The sequence below is a fragment of the Rahnella aquatilis CIP 78.65 = ATCC 33071 genome (assembly GCF_000241955.1).
Classification (GTDB): domain Bacteria; phylum Pseudomonadota; class Gammaproteobacteria; order Enterobacterales; family Enterobacteriaceae; genus Rahnella; species Rahnella aquatilis.
Genome location: NC_016818.1, coordinates 1,302,996 through 1,317,173, shown reverse-complemented (window position 1 = coordinate 1,317,173; position 14,178 = coordinate 1,302,996). Strand labels below are relative to the sequence as shown.

16 protein-coding genes, 1 tRNA gene and 1 pseudogene are annotated in these 14,178 nt (G+C 53.4%); 6 read left to right on the top strand and 12 right to left on the bottom strand.

The annotated features are described in order from the left end of the window. Nucleotides 1-59 precede the first annotated feature (59 nt). A complete protein-coding gene (locus RAHAQ2_RS06155) occupies nt 60-392 on the bottom strand; it encodes a YfcZ/YiiS family protein (RefSeq protein ID WP_015696407.1) in 333 nt (110 codons plus the stop codon). A gap of 417 nt (nt 393-809) precedes the next feature. On the opposite strand from RAHAQ2_RS06155, the gene fadL reads away from it, so the two are divergent. Then, nucleotides 810-2,087: a long-chain fatty acid transporter FadL gene (gene fadL / locus RAHAQ2_RS06150; RefSeq protein ID WP_015696406.1), complete on the top strand. Its 1,278-nt coding sequence runs from the start codon at nt 810-812 to the stop codon at nt 2,085-2,087. Between the two features lie 66 nt (nt 2,088-2,153). Here the strand turns inward: fadL and mlaA are convergent, their stop codons facing one another. The 10 genes from mlaA to ccmA all read right to left on the bottom strand — a co-directional run bounded on the left by mlaA (nt 2,154) and on the right by ccmA (nt 10,383). Next, entirely contained in the window at nt 2,154-2,921 is a 768-nt protein-coding gene (gene mlaA / locus RAHAQ2_RS06145; protein WP_015696405.1) for a phospholipid-binding lipoprotein MlaA, read from the bottom strand. A gap of 34 nt (nt 2,922-2,955) precedes the next feature. After that, nucleotides 2,956-4,170 (bottom strand): c-type cytochrome biogenesis protein CcmI, encoded by a 1,215-nt coding sequence (gene ccmI, locus RAHAQ2_RS06140; protein WP_015696404.1) that lies wholly within the window; start codon nt 4,168-4,170, stop codon nt 2,956-2,958. Beyond that, nucleotides 4,167-4,652, bottom strand: coding sequence for a cytochrome c-type biogenesis protein (locus RAHAQ2_RS06135; RefSeq protein ID WP_015696403.1), 486 nt, complete (start codon nt 4,650-4,652; stop codon nt 4,167-4,169). Before RAHAQ2_RS06135 ends, ccmI begins: the two co-directional genes overlap by 4 nt. Next, nucleotides 4,649-5,200 (bottom strand): DsbE family thiol:disulfide interchange protein, encoded by a 552-nt coding sequence (locus RAHAQ2_RS06130; protein WP_015696402.1) that lies wholly within the window; start codon nt 5,198-5,200, stop codon nt 4,649-4,651. Before RAHAQ2_RS06130 ends, RAHAQ2_RS06135 begins: the two co-directional genes overlap by 4 nt. Next, the gene (locus RAHAQ2_RS06125) at nt 5,197-7,170 is read right to left on the bottom strand and encodes a heme lyase CcmF/NrfE family subunit (RefSeq protein ID WP_015696401.1); all 1,974 of its coding nucleotides are present in this window, start codon (nt 7,168-7,170) and stop codon (nt 5,197-5,199) included. The genes RAHAQ2_RS06130 and RAHAQ2_RS06125 overlap by 4 nt, the downstream gene beginning before the upstream one ends. Then, nucleotides 7,167-7,661 carry a cytochrome c maturation protein CcmE gene (ccmE, locus tag RAHAQ2_RS06120; RefSeq protein ID WP_015696400.1) on the bottom strand — a complete coding sequence of 165 codons (495 nt, stop codon included), beginning with the start codon at nt 7,659-7,661 and terminating at the stop codon, nt 7,167-7,169. Before ccmE ends, RAHAQ2_RS06125 begins: the two co-directional genes overlap by 4 nt. Beyond that, nucleotides 7,658-7,921 carry a heme exporter protein CcmD gene (gene ccmD / locus RAHAQ2_RS06115; protein ID WP_015696399.1) on the bottom strand — a complete coding sequence of 88 codons (264 nt, stop codon included), beginning with the start codon at nt 7,919-7,921 and terminating at the stop codon, nt 7,658-7,660. Before ccmD ends, ccmE begins: the two co-directional genes overlap by 4 nt. Beyond that, nucleotides 7,918-8,655, bottom strand: coding sequence for a heme ABC transporter permease (locus tag RAHAQ2_RS06110; RefSeq protein ID WP_015696398.1), 738 nt, complete (start codon nt 8,653-8,655; stop codon nt 7,918-7,920). Before RAHAQ2_RS06110 ends, ccmD begins: the two co-directional genes overlap by 4 nt. A 405-nt stretch (nt 8,656-9,060) precedes the next feature. Further along, nucleotides 9,061-9,720 carry a heme exporter protein CcmB gene (gene ccmB, locus RAHAQ2_RS06105; protein ID WP_015696397.1) on the bottom strand — a complete coding sequence of 220 codons (660 nt, stop codon included), beginning with the start codon at nt 9,718-9,720 and terminating at the stop codon, nt 9,061-9,063. Nucleotides 9,721-9,741: 21 nt separating this feature from the next. Next, on the bottom strand, nt 9,742-10,383 hold the full coding sequence (gene ccmA / locus RAHAQ2_RS06100) for a cytochrome c biogenesis heme-transporting ATPase CcmA (protein WP_015696396.1): 642 nt from the start codon (nt 10,381-10,383) through the stop codon (nt 9,742-9,744). Nucleotides 10,384-10,631: 248 nt separating this feature from the next. On the opposite strand from ccmA, the gene RAHAQ2_RS06095 reads away from it, so the two are divergent. From RAHAQ2_RS06095 to RAHAQ2_RS06085, 4 genes and pseudogenes are all read left to right on the top strand, one after another. Next, nucleotides 10,632-11,549, top strand: a complete 918-nt coding sequence (locus RAHAQ2_RS06095; RefSeq protein ID WP_015696395.1) for a formate/nitrite transporter family protein — start codon at nt 10,632-10,634, stop codon at nt 11,547-11,549. A 90-nt stretch (nt 11,550-11,639) separates the two neighbouring features. Beyond that, nucleotides 11,640-11,714 (top strand) — tRNA-Arg (locus RAHAQ2_RS06090). 177 nt (nt 11,715-11,891) lie between these two features. Then, nucleotides 11,892-12,059, top strand: a complete 168-nt coding sequence (locus RAHAQ2_RS24805; protein ID WP_015696394.1) for an Arm DNA-binding domain-containing protein — start codon at nt 11,892-11,894, stop codon at nt 12,057-12,059. Next, a pseudogene (locus tag RAHAQ2_RS06085) lies at nt 12,052-12,561 on the top strand (alkaline-shock protein); the annotation flags it as partial. The gene RAHAQ2_RS24805 and the pseudogene RAHAQ2_RS06085, both read left to right, overlap by 8 nt. 335 nt (nt 12,562-12,896) lie before the next feature. Here RAHAQ2_RS06085 and RAHAQ2_RS06080 read toward each other — a convergent pair. Continuing rightward, the gene (locus RAHAQ2_RS06080; protein ID WP_015696393.1) at nt 12,897-13,112 is read right to left on the bottom strand and encodes a hypothetical protein; all 216 of its coding nucleotides are present in this window, start codon (nt 13,110-13,112) and stop codon (nt 12,897-12,899) included. A 175-nt stretch (nt 13,113-13,287) separates the two neighbouring features. Between RAHAQ2_RS06080 and RAHAQ2_RS06075 the strand changes: the two genes are divergently transcribed. Further along, nucleotides 13,288-14,037, top strand: coding sequence for a hypothetical protein (locus RAHAQ2_RS06075; RefSeq protein WP_015696392.1), 750 nt, complete (start codon nt 13,288-13,290; stop codon nt 14,035-14,037). Nucleotides 14,038-14,178: the final 141 nt, after the last annotated feature.

The window sequence follows — 14,178 nt, the reverse complement described above, 5'->3', positions numbered from 1 at the left end:
GAAATTACGGACAAAAAAATACCGCTCATATAAGCGGTATTTAAATAAGCGAGGTGAAATTATCTTAACGCTAACTGGAAGATCATGGTTTCAGCCTGACAGCTAAACGTGAAATCGATATTCAGTTCGACGCCGCCATCCACTTTTGCGATACGGCTGTTGATTTCGCATGGCTCAGATTCAACGCCGCGTGCACGTTCGGTCAGGGCTTGCAGGGTTTCTTTTGCCTGAGCTTCGGTTTCGAAAACGCGGCTATAAGAGGCGGTGCAATCGGTGTTATCCATGATAGTCCCCACATCGACACAGCAGCAGGCTGCGGTTTCTTCCGCACCACATTTGTTGATGGAATGCAGAGGTTGGGTGGATTTAGAGGACATGGTTACGTCAGACATAATTTTCTCCCCGGCATCAACGGCAACGTCCACCGTCTGGCCTGTTTGCGAATAAGGTTTTATTTCCAGCCTGTATTTTACGCCACTGTTCTGACAACACACTAGCACTGACTTATTATGTGCCTTTCAGGTGATCCAGATCACGTATATGTAAGTAATCGATGATAAGAACGTCATTGTTCTCACTTTAACGTTTCTTAATTGAACTTTTATTGTTGGTTTTTTGTTAAGTGGATCCAATTTCTTGCATCAAATAAGAAATATCAATGAAACATTATTGCAACTACACCACAGGTCAGACCTATACTTCGCTCACTGGTCTGATTTGTCAGACTGATAACGGACCCTACAATCCCGCGCTCATTGTTACTCCATGTAACATTGTTTGATAAAAAACATAAAATTGAGGTTTTGGTCATGAACCAGAAAAACCTGTTTAAAAGATCAGCTCTGGCAGCTGCAGTGGCAATTGTTTCCTCCAACGTTTATGCAGCAGGTTTTCAGTTAAATGAATATACCGCTGCGGGGCTAGGCCGCTCTTTCTCGGGTGAAGGTGCCATCGCTGATACCGCCGCATCCGGCAGCCGTAACCCGGCAACCATGACCATGTTTGATCGTCCTTCCTTCTCAGCAGGTGCGATTTATATCGACCCGGATGTCAAAGTGACGGGCAACTCGCCGGTTACAGGCAGGAGCACCGATGCGGATAACATTGCACCGAATCAGTGGGTACCTAACCTGCACTTTATTATGCCGCTCAATGATCAATGGGCAGTCGGTGCCTCGGCTACGTCAAACTACGGTCTGGCGACAGAGTTCAGCGATAATTATCCGGCAGGCCCGATCGGCGGCGAAACTGACCTCACCACCGTCAACACTAACTTAAGCGTTGCTTACCGTTTGAACCAGCATTTCAGCTTCGGCCTGGGCTTTGATGCCGTTTACGCGAAAGCGAAATTCCGTCGTACCGCCGGTGAACTGGTGCCGATTCAAACCGGCGGCCGTCTGCCCGCGGATACTGAAGCCGCCAAGCTGAAAGGCAATGAGTGGGGCTACGGCTGGAACGCCGGTATCCTGTATGAAGTGGATGATAATAACCGCTACGGCTTCACCTACCGTTCTGAAGTGAAAATTGACTTCGACGGCGAATACCGTAACGGCATTCCGAAAGCGTTAGGCGGCACAGGCGGCCAGACCGTGCCGGGATCCCTGACCCTGAACTTGCCTGAAATGTGGGAAATATCCGGCTATAACCGCGTGGCACCAAAATGGGCGATTCACTACAGCATGGCTTACACCAGCTGGAGCCAGTTCCAGGAGCTGAAAGCGACCGGTTCTAACGGCCAGACGCTGTTCCAGAAAGATGAAGGCTTCCATGATGCTTACCGCATCGCGTTGGGTACCACCTACTACTACGATGATAACTGGACGTTCCGTACCGGTATCGCCTTCGATGACAGCCCGGTTCCGGCAGATAACCGCACCATTTCTATTCCGGATCAGGACCGCTTCTGGGTTTCCGCCGGGACGACTTACGCCTTCAATAAAGACGCGTCTGTGGATGTGGGTGTCTCCTATATGCATGGTCAGACCGTGAATATCAGTGAGAAAGTCGCTAACGGTGTACCGAATTACGAATACCAGGCCAAAGGGACCGCCATGCTGTACGGCGCGAACTTTAACTACAGCTTCTGATGAACTGAGTAATACGCCTGATATGAAAAAAGCGCCGGAAGGCGCTTTTTTGTGTGTCCGGAACGGTTATTCCGAGTCGATATCTTTCAGGTCGCCCTGAATCAGTGCGGCGTTCGGATTTTCCTGCGGTGTCAGCTGACCGCCTCTTGCCAGGAAATCATGACGCTGGAAGTAAGCCTCACGGATAAACAGATACGGATCAGAAGAGTTACGGATCAGGCCATCAGAATCGAGCAGTTCTGCACGGGTTTCCACCCCTTCCAGTACCCATTTACCGGCTGACATCCAGAAGGTCAGATAGCTGAGCATCGGATACAAATCATCAACCATGTCGCCACCTTCGTCACGAATGGTCGCGCTGCCATAACCTGGCAGAACCACATACGGACCGTAGCCGACGCCGTAATGGCCCAGAGTGCTGCCGAAGCCCTGCGCCTCTTCACGCGCCAGTTTCGGATTTGCCATCCCGGCAACGTCGATCAGACCGCCCATCCCTAAAATTGTGTTCAGGAAGAAGCGGTTGAAGTGGATCGCTGCCCGGTACGGATCGCCTTTCAGCAAGGAGTTAACCATGCTGGCCGGTTCATCCAGATTGCTCAGGAAGTTGCTGGTGCCGTTACGCGCCGGTTGTGGCACATAATCACGCCACGCTACCGCGACAGGCCGCACCAGGTACGGATCCATATAGTTATAGTTGAAGTCGAACATCACCCGGTTGAAACCTTCGAGCGGATCAGAACGTCCCTGCGGTTCGCTGTCCGATGATCCGGACGTACCGGCACAACCGACCAGTAAAACTGTCGCAAACGCCAGCCCAGTCAGGCGTAAGTTCATGGATATCTCCCTGTTTTTGATCGTCGGTTCCTTATTATGGAACCTGCTGATTAATGTCGATGCTGACCTGACCGTTACCGGTAAAATCAGTCAGCGGACTGTCGCCGTACCAGTCACCTGAGGCTGGCGTTGCCAGACCATTTTGTGAAATACGAACGCGTACTTTTAATTGATGCAGCGAAGAAAGCAAGCGTTCCGGCATCATTGCGTTGCTGTCATCGACGGTGACCGCCAGCGGGAAGCGGCTCAGCGGCAGTTTTTTCACCGCAACCGGCACCGGACTGCTGCCATCCGTCACCGAAATAAAGACCGTGCCATTCTGCGGAAGTTTCCCCTGAGCCCCGGCAGAAAGCGTGACATTGACCGCCAGTTTAACCTGATCCAGCCCCGCTTTTTGTTTTGCCTGCGCAATGCTGGCGTTGACCATTTCAAGGCGTTTGTCACCGGCTGGCAGGATTTTCTGCATAACCTCCCATGCACCAATGGCTTGCGGGTAGTGGCCCTGTTCGTATTCATTATAGGCCAGCAGACTTAACACACGCAGATCACCCTGAGATTTTTCCAGCATACTGCGTAAAAGATTGCCGCCGGTAAGGTTATCCTGCGGATCAGACGAACGGGTTAACACTTCGGCATAACCGAGTTTGACTGACATATCGTCCGGCGCAAGCTCATAGGCATGGGCATAAGCCTGCGTGGCGGTGGCGGCATTATTGAGCGCCATCCCGACACGGCCAAGCATCACCCAGTCCTGGACATTATGCGGATTTGCCTGCAAATCGGTACGCAATCCGAGCCCTAAATCCTGCACGTCCGTGGCGGTCAGCGGCGCGCCGTGGTCATCAGCAATGCGGTGGCGTAAATCGGGCATACGCTGCATGACCTGATCCCACGCACTCACCTGCCCCAGACCACCGGCGTAGAGATACACACCCAGCGTGATCATCACCAGCAAGATGGCGCCCGGCACCAGCGTCCAGCGGCCAATAGGCTGCGTGGCGACGGGCATCTGCCCGGCGGGAATGTCCGTCAGCAGGTTTTCCTGTAATTCCTGGATGTGCGCCGGACGTTCATCCACCACGCCCTGCGCTTCATCTTCTTCCAGCTCACTCAGACGGTGATGGTAAAACGCTTTGTTCAGCGCATCGCGGGAGGTATGTTCCGCCCGGTCGCCACGGATAACCGGCACGATAAACAGCGCCAGTGCAATAACCAGCATCACTACAATGCACAGCCAAAAAATACTCATGATCCTTTCCTGTCGCTGTCTTTAAGTAACTGCGCCAGGCGCTGTCTCTCTTGTTCTGACATTGATGTGGCCGTGTTTTCAGTGCGCGCAGCCCCCCGGCGGGAACGCATGAAAATCATGCCTGCGCCGATAACAATCACCAGCACCGGCCCGAGCCACAAAATGATTGTCGAGGGCGTGACCGGCGGTTCGTAAGTCACGAAATTGCCATAACGCGCCACCATATACGCGACGATTTGCTGTCTGTCCTGCCCTTCATTAAGCAACTGAAACACCTTGGTGCGCATATCGGCGGCGATAATCGAATCCGACGCGGCAATATTGGTGTTCTGACATTTCGGGCAGCGCAACTGCGCCGTGATGTCCCGGTAAGCCTGTTCCTGTTCCGGCGATTTGAACTGATACGTGTCGATGGAGGCGAACGCGCTGACACTCAGCAGCATGCCCAGCAACAACGCAGGCAGCGATGAAATCAGTCTCATACATTGCCTCCGTATTTTTTGTACAGCGGCAGAACTTCGGTCTGCCAGACTTTTTCGTTTAAGTCACCGGCATGGCGATAGCGGATAATGCCCTGCCCGTCGATCAGGAAGGTTTCCGGCGCACCGTAAACACCCAGATCTAACCCGAGCATGCCGTCGCCGTCATACAGGCTGAGCATGTAAGGATTGCCCAGCGTATTGAGCCAGTTCACCGCTTTCTGCCGGTCGTCTTTGTAGTTCAGACCGACCACGCGGACACCCTTTGCTGCCAGCGTATTGAGATAATCATGCTCGGCGCGGCAGGTCGGACACCATGTCGCCCAGACATTAAGCAGCATCGGTTTGCCATCGCGCAGCACCGACTGATCGTAGGTTTTGCCCACCTGCGCCAGCGATTCCAGCTTGAACACCGGCACCGGTTTGCCAATCAGGGCTGATTCCAGCAGCGTCGGATCATCGCCGTTGGCATTGCGGGTCAGTTGCACCAGAAAAGCCGCGGCCAGCGCCAGGAACAAGATCAGCGGAATAAAGAGGAGTTTACGGTTCATGCTTCTTCAGCCTCCGCCAGACCTTGCTTCTTAAGTTTTTTACTCATGCGATAACGCGGATCGAGAATACACAGCACGCCACCGGCCGCCATAAACAGGCCACCGAGCCAGATCCAGCGGACAAAGGGTTTGTAGTACAACCGTACCGCCCATGAGCCATCGTCCATCTCTTCGCCGAGCGCCGCATACAGGTCGCGCGCCAGATTGCCGTCAATCGCCGCTTCGGTCATCATGCTGCGCGCCACGCTGTAGAAGCGTTTTTCCGCGTGCAGCGTGGTGACTTGCTTGCCGTTTTGCGTCACATCAATATTGGCCTCACCGCCGGTATAGTTCGGGCCGGTGATATCGCGAACGTCGCGGAAGATAAAGTGATAATCATGAATATCCACGGTATCGCCGGACTTCATGCGGACATCACGCTCAACGCTGTAATTCTGGCTAAACGCGATGCCGATCACCGTCACCGCAACACCCAGATGGCCGAGCACCATGCCCCAGTGGCTGCGGGAAAGTTTGGTCAGACCGCGCCAGAATGAGTGACGGTGCGTGGCACGTTCGTGCAGCTCCATCAGCGTCAGCACAATCACCCACACCGACATCAGCAGTCCGACTACGGTCATGCCGACAATTTTATCCTGTAACAGCCACGGCAGAAGAATCGACAATACCAGCGTGACCAACAGCGCCACGCCCAGACGACGCCACAGTTTGCTGGGTTCATCACGACGCCAGCGCACCAGCGGCCCGATACCTAACAACAGCGCCAGCGGTGCCATCAGCCAGGTAAACATCGTATTAAAGAAGGGTTCACCGATAGAAATACTGCCCAGCCCGAGCTGTTTGTGGATAAGCGGCAGCAGCGTACCGAGCAGCACCACCAGCATCGCGGCGACCAGCAATACGTTGTTGCCCAGCAGATAACTTTCGCGGGAATGCAGCTCGTGACGGCCCGGCGCACGCACCGAGTTGCCTTTGAAGGCGTACAGCAGCAGCGAGCCACCAATCACAATCACCAGGTAAGCCAGGATAAACATGCCGCGTGCCGGATCAGAGGCAAACGAGTGAACCGAGACCAGCACGCCGGAACGCACCAGAAAAGTGCCGAGCAGGCACAGCGAGAACGCCGTGATGGCCAGCAGCACCGTCCAGGCTTTGAACGTCCCGCGCTTTTCGGTGACGGCGAGCGAGTGGATCAGCGCCGTACCGGCCAGCCACGGCATAAAAGAAGCATTTTCAACCGGATCCCAGAACCACCAGCCGCCCCAGCCTAATTCGTAATACGCCCACGCCGATCCGAGTACGATACCGATGGTCAGAAACACCCAGGCGGCTTGTGTCCACGGCCGCGACCAGCGCGCCCATGCGGTATCCAGACGCCCTGCCATCAGCGAAGCAATCGCGAAAGCAAAGGCCACCGAGAAACCGACATACCCCATGTACAGCAATGGCGGATGGAATATCAGGCCGATGTCCTGTAACACCGGATTCAGGTCGCTGCCGTCCACCGGGAAATTCGGCAGCGAGCGGATAAACGGGTTGGACGTCAGCAGAATAAACAGCAGGAATCCGCCGGTGATCATGCCCATCACCGCCAGCACGCGCGCCACGGCATCCTGCGGCATACGGCGGCTGAACAGCGCCACGGCAAGCGTCCAGCAACTGAGTAATAACACCCACAGCAGCAGCGAACCTTCGTGCGCTCCCCAGGTGGCGGCCACGCGGTAATACACCGGCAGGCGGGTATTGGAATTATTGGCAACATAGGCGACGGTGAAATCATTCACCACAAACGCATGCACCAGAATAATAAAGGCCAGCGCGATGCAGGCGAACATGCCGTAAGACAACGGACGCGCCATCGCCATCATCCGGCTGTCCTGACGGGCCGCGCCCCACTGCGGATAAATACTCAGTAACACCGCCAGCCCTAATGCCAGACAGAGTGCAAATGTTCCCAGTTCCGGCATCATGAGCGGTCGTTTCCTTTATTGTTACCCACGTAGGCCGAAGCCGGTCCTTTGTGGTTTTCTTTCATGGCGTCGGCAACTTCCGGCGGCACATATTTTTCGTCGTGTTTTGCCAGCACCTGAATGGCATTCACCACATTCCCCGGTTCCATCACGCCCTGCGCCACCACGCCCTGCCCTTCACGGAACAGATCCGGCAGGATGCCGTTATAGGTCACGGCAATCGCGCCGCGCGCATCATAAATTTTAAAACTCACCTGCAGGCTTTTCGGGTCACGTTTCACCGAACCGGGCATCACCATGCCGCCGATGCGCAGGCGCTGGCCGACGGTCGGCATTTCGTGGTCCTCGCCTTTGCCCTGCAATATTTCACTGGGTGTATAAAACAAATCAATGTTGGAGCGCAGCGCGTACATCACCAGTGAAATGCTCAGACCAAGGCCGATCAGCACCACCAGCGCCAGCGACAGCCGTTTTTTACGACGTGGATTCACAATAACTTCTCCCCGGAGGTGTCCGGTTCTTCCAGCGGTGACGTCTGTGCGCCTGGCTGTTTTTTAGACTGAGACTGACTGATGCGTTTTTCGCGTGCCTGACGACGACGGACGTCGCCGAGGATCTGCCGGTGCTGAATACAGGTATGCGCCACCAGCATGATCAGCGAGAGCAGCGTCGCGGCGACCGACAGCCAGACATAAAAGGCGTAGCCGCCCATCGCAAAAAAATCATGCCAGCTTGAGAATGCAGGGCTCATCCGCGACGCTCCTTATTCACAAGACCGGCCACCCACGGACGCAGACGTTCCTGAACCAAAATCAGGTTACGTAAACGCATCAGGGTCAGGGTAATAAAGAAGAACAGGTAACCGAAAATTGCCCAGCGCAACGGATAACGCATGCTCGGGTCGATGGTTTGCTGCATGTTGGTGGACCCCTGATGCAGCGTGTTCCACCACTGTACGGAGTAATGGATGATGGGAATGTTCACCACGCCGACCAGCACCAGAATACCGGCGGCACGCCCGGCCAGACGGCGGTCGTCGAAGGCGTTATACAGCGCAATGACACCGAGATACAGAAACAGTAGCACCAGTTCGGACGTCAGACGCGCATCCCACACCCACCAGGTGCCCCACATCGGTTTGCCCCATGCAGAGCCGGTAACCAGTGCAATAAATGTGAAAACAGCGCCGACCGGTGCCATCGCAGCAACGGCCAGATCGGACATTTTCATCTGCCACACCAGACCGATAAACGCCGCGATCGCCATCCCGCTGTAAATCCCCATCGACCAGATCGCCGCCGGAACGTGGATATACATAATCCGGTAACTGTTACCTTGCTGGTAATCCGGCGGTGCATAGCCAAAACCCCATACCCAGCCGATCAGCAGGCAGGCAAGCCCCAAAATCCCGAGCCAGGGAATGAACCGGCCACAGACGTGGTAAAGCCGTTCTGGCCTGGCGAGTTGATGTAACCATTTCCACATTGTTATCGTTGCTCACTCTAAAATGTCACTGTGTGTTATGCCATGGAACCTCGGTGGGTTCTTGCGCGGTCAGCGATAAATCACCCGCACTTATTATTGGCATCTCTATTGTTCACTATAGAGAAGTGTGATGTTAGTCAAAGGTTGCGTTTTTTCTTCTCTATTGTAACGACACGTAAAATAATTCTATGTTGGGGCCAGATTCATAGTTAACCCTAAATAATTCGAGTTGCAGGACTAAATCTGCTGTAAGCAGATTTAGAACGCTGCTTGCAGCGGCCCCTCCAGGGGTGAAGCCGCAGGCTGAGTAACGCGGCAAACGACGCCATCCCGATGAGCTTACACAAGTAAGTGATTCGGGTGGCGAAGAGCAGCCAACGCATCTGCAGCTCGAAGTATGACGGGTTAGTGGATACTCACTCGCAGAGCAGCGGCCGTAGCAAACGGAGCCAGAGTGGCACTGCCCGCCAGCATCGCGCCAAGAATGGCCAGATAACCGCCGATGGGCATCGACATTGATGCGGCATCAATCGCGCCGGTGGCAAAAATCAGCACCGGAATATACAGCGGCAACACCAGCAGGCTGAGCAGAACGCCGCCCTTGCGCAACCCGACGGTCAGCGCCACGCCAATCGCGCCGATAAAACTCAGCGTCGGCGTGCCCAGTAAAATCGTCAGCGCGACGGCTTTCCAGGTTTCAAAATCCAGCGAAAGCAGCAGCGCAATCAGCGGTGAGAGGATCAGTAACGGTAATCCCGTCACCACCCAGTGAGCACATACTTTCCCCAAAACCGTGATTGCCAGCGGCGAAGGCAATAACAACAGTTGCTCAAGCGTGCCATCGAGATAGTCATCACGGAACAATCTTTCCAGTGCCAGCAGGGAGGACAACAGCGCGGCGACCCAGACAATGCCGGGCGCAATGCGCGCCAGCAGTTTAGGCTCAGGGCCGATCCCTAACGGGAACAGCGTAATCACAATCAGGAAAAACCACAGCGGGTTAATGATTTCAGCGCTTTTGCGAAAGGCAATTTTCAGTTCGCGGCGCAGGACTTTCGTAAACATTCCTTTTCTATCCCCTTCGCGTCACACCGGCTCTGCGCTGGTCAGACGAAGTTTCCGCACGTCGCGGTTAACGCCCTGCAAATCCTGGTGCGTGGTCAGCAACACCATTCCGCCCTGCTGCGCATGCTGTTCAAACAGCGCTGTCAGTGTGGCAACGCCTTGTTTATCAATGGCGGTCAGCGGTTCATCGAGGATCCATAACGGCGCATCACTCAGCCACAGACGCGCCAGAGCGACGCGGCGTTGCTGCCCGGCAGACATCTGCGCCACCGTCACATCTTCATAACCCAGCAATCCGACGTTTTCCAGTGCCTGGTAAATCGCTTCCGCGCTGGCGTTACCTTTGACCGTCGGGCCGTTCACAGACAGATAGAAGGCAAGGTTTTCAAACGCAGTAAGCACTGACTTTACGCCGGGCTGATGGCCAAGATACAAAAGCTGCTGATGGAAAATATCGCGCTGACGGCGGGTACTCACGCCCTGCCAGCGGACTTCACCGGCGTCCGGCGAGGACAACCCGGCAAGAATACGCAGTAAACTGGTTTTACCGGCACCGTTGCGGCCTTCAATCTGCACCACTTCACCCGGTTCGACAGTAAAACTTAAGCCGCTAAACAGGGGTCGTTCATCACGAACACAGCTCAGATTCAGGGCTTCAAACATGGTGATGTCTCTTATTTTTCACAAGTGTGCATCATATCACAGGCGTCAGGCGCGACGCAGCTTAGGCAGGCACAGTTTACCCGGCTGAAAAACCTGAAATCCGGCCAGCACCCTCTGAAATGTTCCATAAGGTTCATGGGTTAACGGTTTGTAACTTTTTTGTATACCTGCTCATAATTTCCCTGCCTCGCCTATGCTTACTCATGGATATGTCTGCAATCACTTTGCTTTACTTTTGGGGAACCACAATGGCCGGAGAAAAACAGCATCACGATGACAACGATGTTGACAGCGACGAACATACGCAGGGGAAGGAAATCGAGACCGGCGAAGATAACCTGCCGTCGAAAGCGGCCGCCGTTCACGAAGTTATCCGCATGGAAGGTGAAAAAGAGCTTGAGCGCGACGGACAGGCGTTACTGTGGTCGGCGATTGCCGCCGGATTGTCGATCAGCGCCTCACTGATGGCGAAAGGTATTCTTCATGCCCGCCTGCCTGATACACCGGAACGCTTCTTCATTGAAAATATCGGTTATACCGTCGGGTTCATTATTGTGATCATGGCGCGCCAGCAGTTATTTACCGAAAACACCGTGACCGCCGTGTTACCCATCATGCAAAAACCGACCGGCAGAAACATTCTGCTGCTGCTGCGTTTATGGGGCATCGTGCTGGCAGGTAATGTCATCGGCGGCGGACTGGCGGCGCTGGTGTTTCATCTGGTGCCCTTTTTCGATACCGCGACCGACGAAGCGTTTCGCACCATCAGTATGGAGATCATGAAGAAAGACCCTCAGGGCATGTTTGTCGGCGGCATGGTGTCCGGCTGGCTGATTGCCACCATGGTGTGGATGATCCCCTCTGCCGGTACCGCCAAACTGTGGGTGATCATGCTGATGACCTATATGGTGGCGATCGGCGACCTGACGCACATCGTCGTCGGCTCGGTTGAAATCCTCTATCTGGTATTCTCGGGCGCCATCCCCTGGTATGAATTTATCTGGCCGTTCGCCCTGCCGACGCTGGCTGGCAACATCTTCGGCGGCACGTTTATCTTCGCGCTGATAAGCCACGCGCAGATCCGCAACGACATGAGTAATCAGAAGAAAGCCGAAGCGAAGAAAGCGGAACGGGAAGCCGCCAAAAAAGAGGCCGCGAAGCCCTGAGTGGCGAGGAAACAACCAAACGACAGCCTGGTATCTTATTATTACCAGAAAAATGGGTATACTACGCGGGCGCTCTCCACAGGCGCCCGTGTCTCCTTAGTTAAACGGATATAACAAGCCCCTCCTAAGGGCTAGTTACAGGTTCGATTCCTGTAGGGGACACCATAACCACTTTCCACGACATCCCGCCAAGTACAAAAAACCCATTAAAATCATAAAGTAAAACAGAAATAACATCCCATTCAATCCCATAGAAACCCATGACAGCCCATTTTTTCTCGGGTATAAAAGCGGGTATAATTGGTTCGATAAAATTTGTACCCGTCGAACTAAGGAAATTTCATGCCATTAACTGACACAGGCATCAGGGGCTCGAAGCCAAAAGACAAACCCTATAAACTCAGTGATTCCAAGGGGTTATATCTTCTGGTGCATTCTAATGGTTCGAAGTATTGGCGCTTCAGACGCACTATTAATGGGAAGGACACCACTCGGGCGTTAGGCATGTAAACAAGTGGGGCGTATCGTAGATCGCTTTGCCCTGCTGGCCGTGGCGGGCGAGCTGGCCTCGCTTGCAGGCATAACCGGATGGCCATCCGGCGAGGCGCTTCGCGCCGCACAAGCCTGTCTTGATGCGTGGCTGAAAGACCGTGGCCACTCTGCCAATCAGGAAGAAGCGGATGCGCTGGAGCGGATACGGCGTTTCATCACGGCCAATCAGTTCACCCGTTTTGCAGACTGGAATGATGATAAAAACCGGCCTGCCAATATGGTGGGCTATCGCAGAGTGGTAAGAGGTGATAATGCCAGTGATGCGGTGACCACTTTTTACGTATTGCCAAGCGGCTGGAAAGAGATTTGCGGCACATCAGACCAGAAGAAAACCGCCCAGCTGTGCCGTGAAAACGGCTGGATCACTGAAACCAGCGAAAACCGGATACAAAAGCAAATTCGCCTGCCAGAAATAGGGCCGAAGTTTGTTTACGTGCTCAATCAGGAGGTCATCGGCTGAGGTCAGTGCCTCGCGTATCTTATTTTATTATTAATCCATGTAGTACATGTCGTACACCGCGTACAAGCTATGATATTTAAAGGGTTTTTCATGTACTACATCGGCAATAGCGTGTAGTACATGTCGTACACGGCTGATTTGTCATTACATGCACCCAACTGTACTACATGTACGCGGTGTAAATGTGGCATGTAGTACAGGATTTTACATTGCGAATCATAGCTGTACGCACCTGTACTACATGTACGCGCCGAGAATTACTGAATAATACAGAAACCCGAAGCGTTTATTTCTGGCAGGCGTTTTTTTCATCGCCCGACGGGTGACAAATACCCTCAACAGTTTGTCAGCGTGTCCTTCGCGCCTGAAGAGTAATTTACCGGCTGTTTCACAGACTGCGGCTGAGAGGAAAGAGTCAAATCCCCAAGATGTAGCGCATTTCTGCCCGCGCCGGCAGGGTCTTTGATTGCTAACATCATGCCTTCAATTAACCGCATGGCATCACGCTGAGTGAGTGTGATTTGCTGGGTGCCGAGTTTGAGTGTGAGCATTGATATTTCCCCTTTCTTTTCTGAAGTTATTAGCGATATGCTTAGATTACAGCATTGAAAAATATGCGTTAGCTTCCGCCGTTCTGTCGTCCACAGTACGTCCTGCCTCAATAGAAACGCTCTCCGGTCAGGCTCATAATTATTGATATTAACCGACCCAATGTGAGAGCCATTTATGAAACCCAATACGCCTGAGTCAGAATTATCGCCTGCCGTTCAGCAGGCTATTTCGCGTTATCTCGATACCAAGCAGACCCAGCAGGGGAATGTGAATAAAATGGAGGAGATAATTGCCGACATGACCCGCTGCAAAAATCAAAAAGAGGAAATAGATAAACTCAGTGAGCAGTCCGGTGGCCAGTGGCGCGAGGCCTTTTTGAAAATGCGCGGTCAGGTCAGCGACGAAATGAAAGCGCAGCAACTGCAACGTCTGGCAAATCAGGAAATGTCACGCGAGCTGGGACACCTGCTTCTCAGTCTGGACATTGAAAAAGACCGTCAGGAAATTACCTGTTCAGGCTCTGGCAAAGCGCTTTTAGACAGCCATGAAAGTGCGTTAATGGCCTATGCAGAGCAGGAACTGAAAAAAGCGCTGTCAGCAGGCCTTGAGACGCTAATCCGGGCAGTATCATTGAAACGTACAGCCTTAAGATACCAGCAGGCTACCGTAACGCTGGGCGGCAGGCTGAGCGATTACGAAGTCAGTCCGGACGCCGTCATTTTTGAAGAAATTAATCAGTATCTGAAAGATGAAATGACGCGCTACAAATTCGACATGGCTCAGGAACCCGTTTTAGCACAACTTGGCGTTCACCGGCCTGAGACGAAGTATTTCAGCGCAAAACTTGCCAGCGGCGGTGGCCGGTCGATGGCATTTGCAGCCCTGAAGCGTAAGGAAGAGCAACTCAGCGTAACGGAGAAATAACCTCCCAAATTCCCAATCACATAAATGGGTATCTCGGCGCAATGACTCCTACGAGATACTCATTTTTACTGAAAAACTTGCCACTTTCTTTGTTCTTGCACTGTGTTGCCTACCTTCAAAAATTCACCATAAAAACCGATT

Coding starts and splice junctions, on each gene's coding strand:
- ccmA (WP_015696396.1), bottom strand. CDS start 10,383: ATGTTTGAAGCCCTGAATCTGAGCTGTGTTCGTGATGAACGACCCCTG.
- RAHAQ2_RS06075 (WP_015696392.1), top strand. CDS start 13,288: ATGAAACCCAATACGCCTGAGTCAGAATTATCGCCTGCCGTTCAGCAG.
- RAHAQ2_RS06155 (WP_015696407.1), bottom strand. CDS start 392: ATGTCTGACGTAACCATGTCCTCTAAATCCACCCAACCTCTGCATTCC.
- ccmI (WP_015696404.1), bottom strand. CDS start 4,170: ATGAGTATTTTTTGGCTGTGCATTGTAGTGATGCTGGTTATTGCACTG.
- fadL (WP_015696406.1), top strand. CDS start 810: ATGAACCAGAAAAACCTGTTTAAAAGATCAGCTCTGGCAGCTGCAGTG.
- RAHAQ2_RS06130 (WP_015696402.1), bottom strand. CDS start 5,200: ATGAACCGTAAACTCCTCTTTATTCCGCTGATCTTGTTCCTGGCGCTG.
- RAHAQ2_RS06135 (WP_015696403.1), bottom strand. CDS start 4,652: ATGAGACTGATTTCATCGCTGCCTGCGTTGTTGCTGGGCATGCTGCTG.
- mlaA (WP_015696405.1), bottom strand. CDS start 2,921: ATGAACTTACGCCTGACTGGGCTGGCGTTTGCGACAGTTTTACTGGTC.
- ccmD (WP_015696399.1), bottom strand. CDS start 7,921: ATGAGCCCTGCATTCTCAAGCTGGCATGATTTTTTTGCGATGGGCGGC.
- RAHAQ2_RS06080 (WP_015696393.1), bottom strand. CDS start 13,112: ATGCTCACACTCAAACTCGGCACCCAGCAAATCACACTCACTCAGCGT.
- RAHAQ2_RS06125 (WP_015696401.1), bottom strand. CDS start 7,170: ATGATGCCGGAACTGGGAACATTTGCACTCTGTCTGGCATTAGGGCTG.
- RAHAQ2_RS24805 (WP_015696394.1), top strand. CDS start 11,892: ATGCCATTAACTGACACAGGCATCAGGGGCTCGAAGCCAAAAGACAAA.
- RAHAQ2_RS06095 (WP_015696395.1), top strand. CDS start 10,632: ATGGCCGGAGAAAAACAGCATCACGATGACAACGATGTTGACAGCGAC.
- ccmB (WP_015696397.1), bottom strand. CDS start 9,720: ATGTTTACGAAAGTCCTGCGCCGCGAACTGAAAATTGCCTTTCGCAAA.
- RAHAQ2_RS06110 (WP_015696398.1), bottom strand. CDS start 8,655: ATGTGGAAATGGTTACATCAACTCGCCAGGCCAGAACGGCTTTACCAC.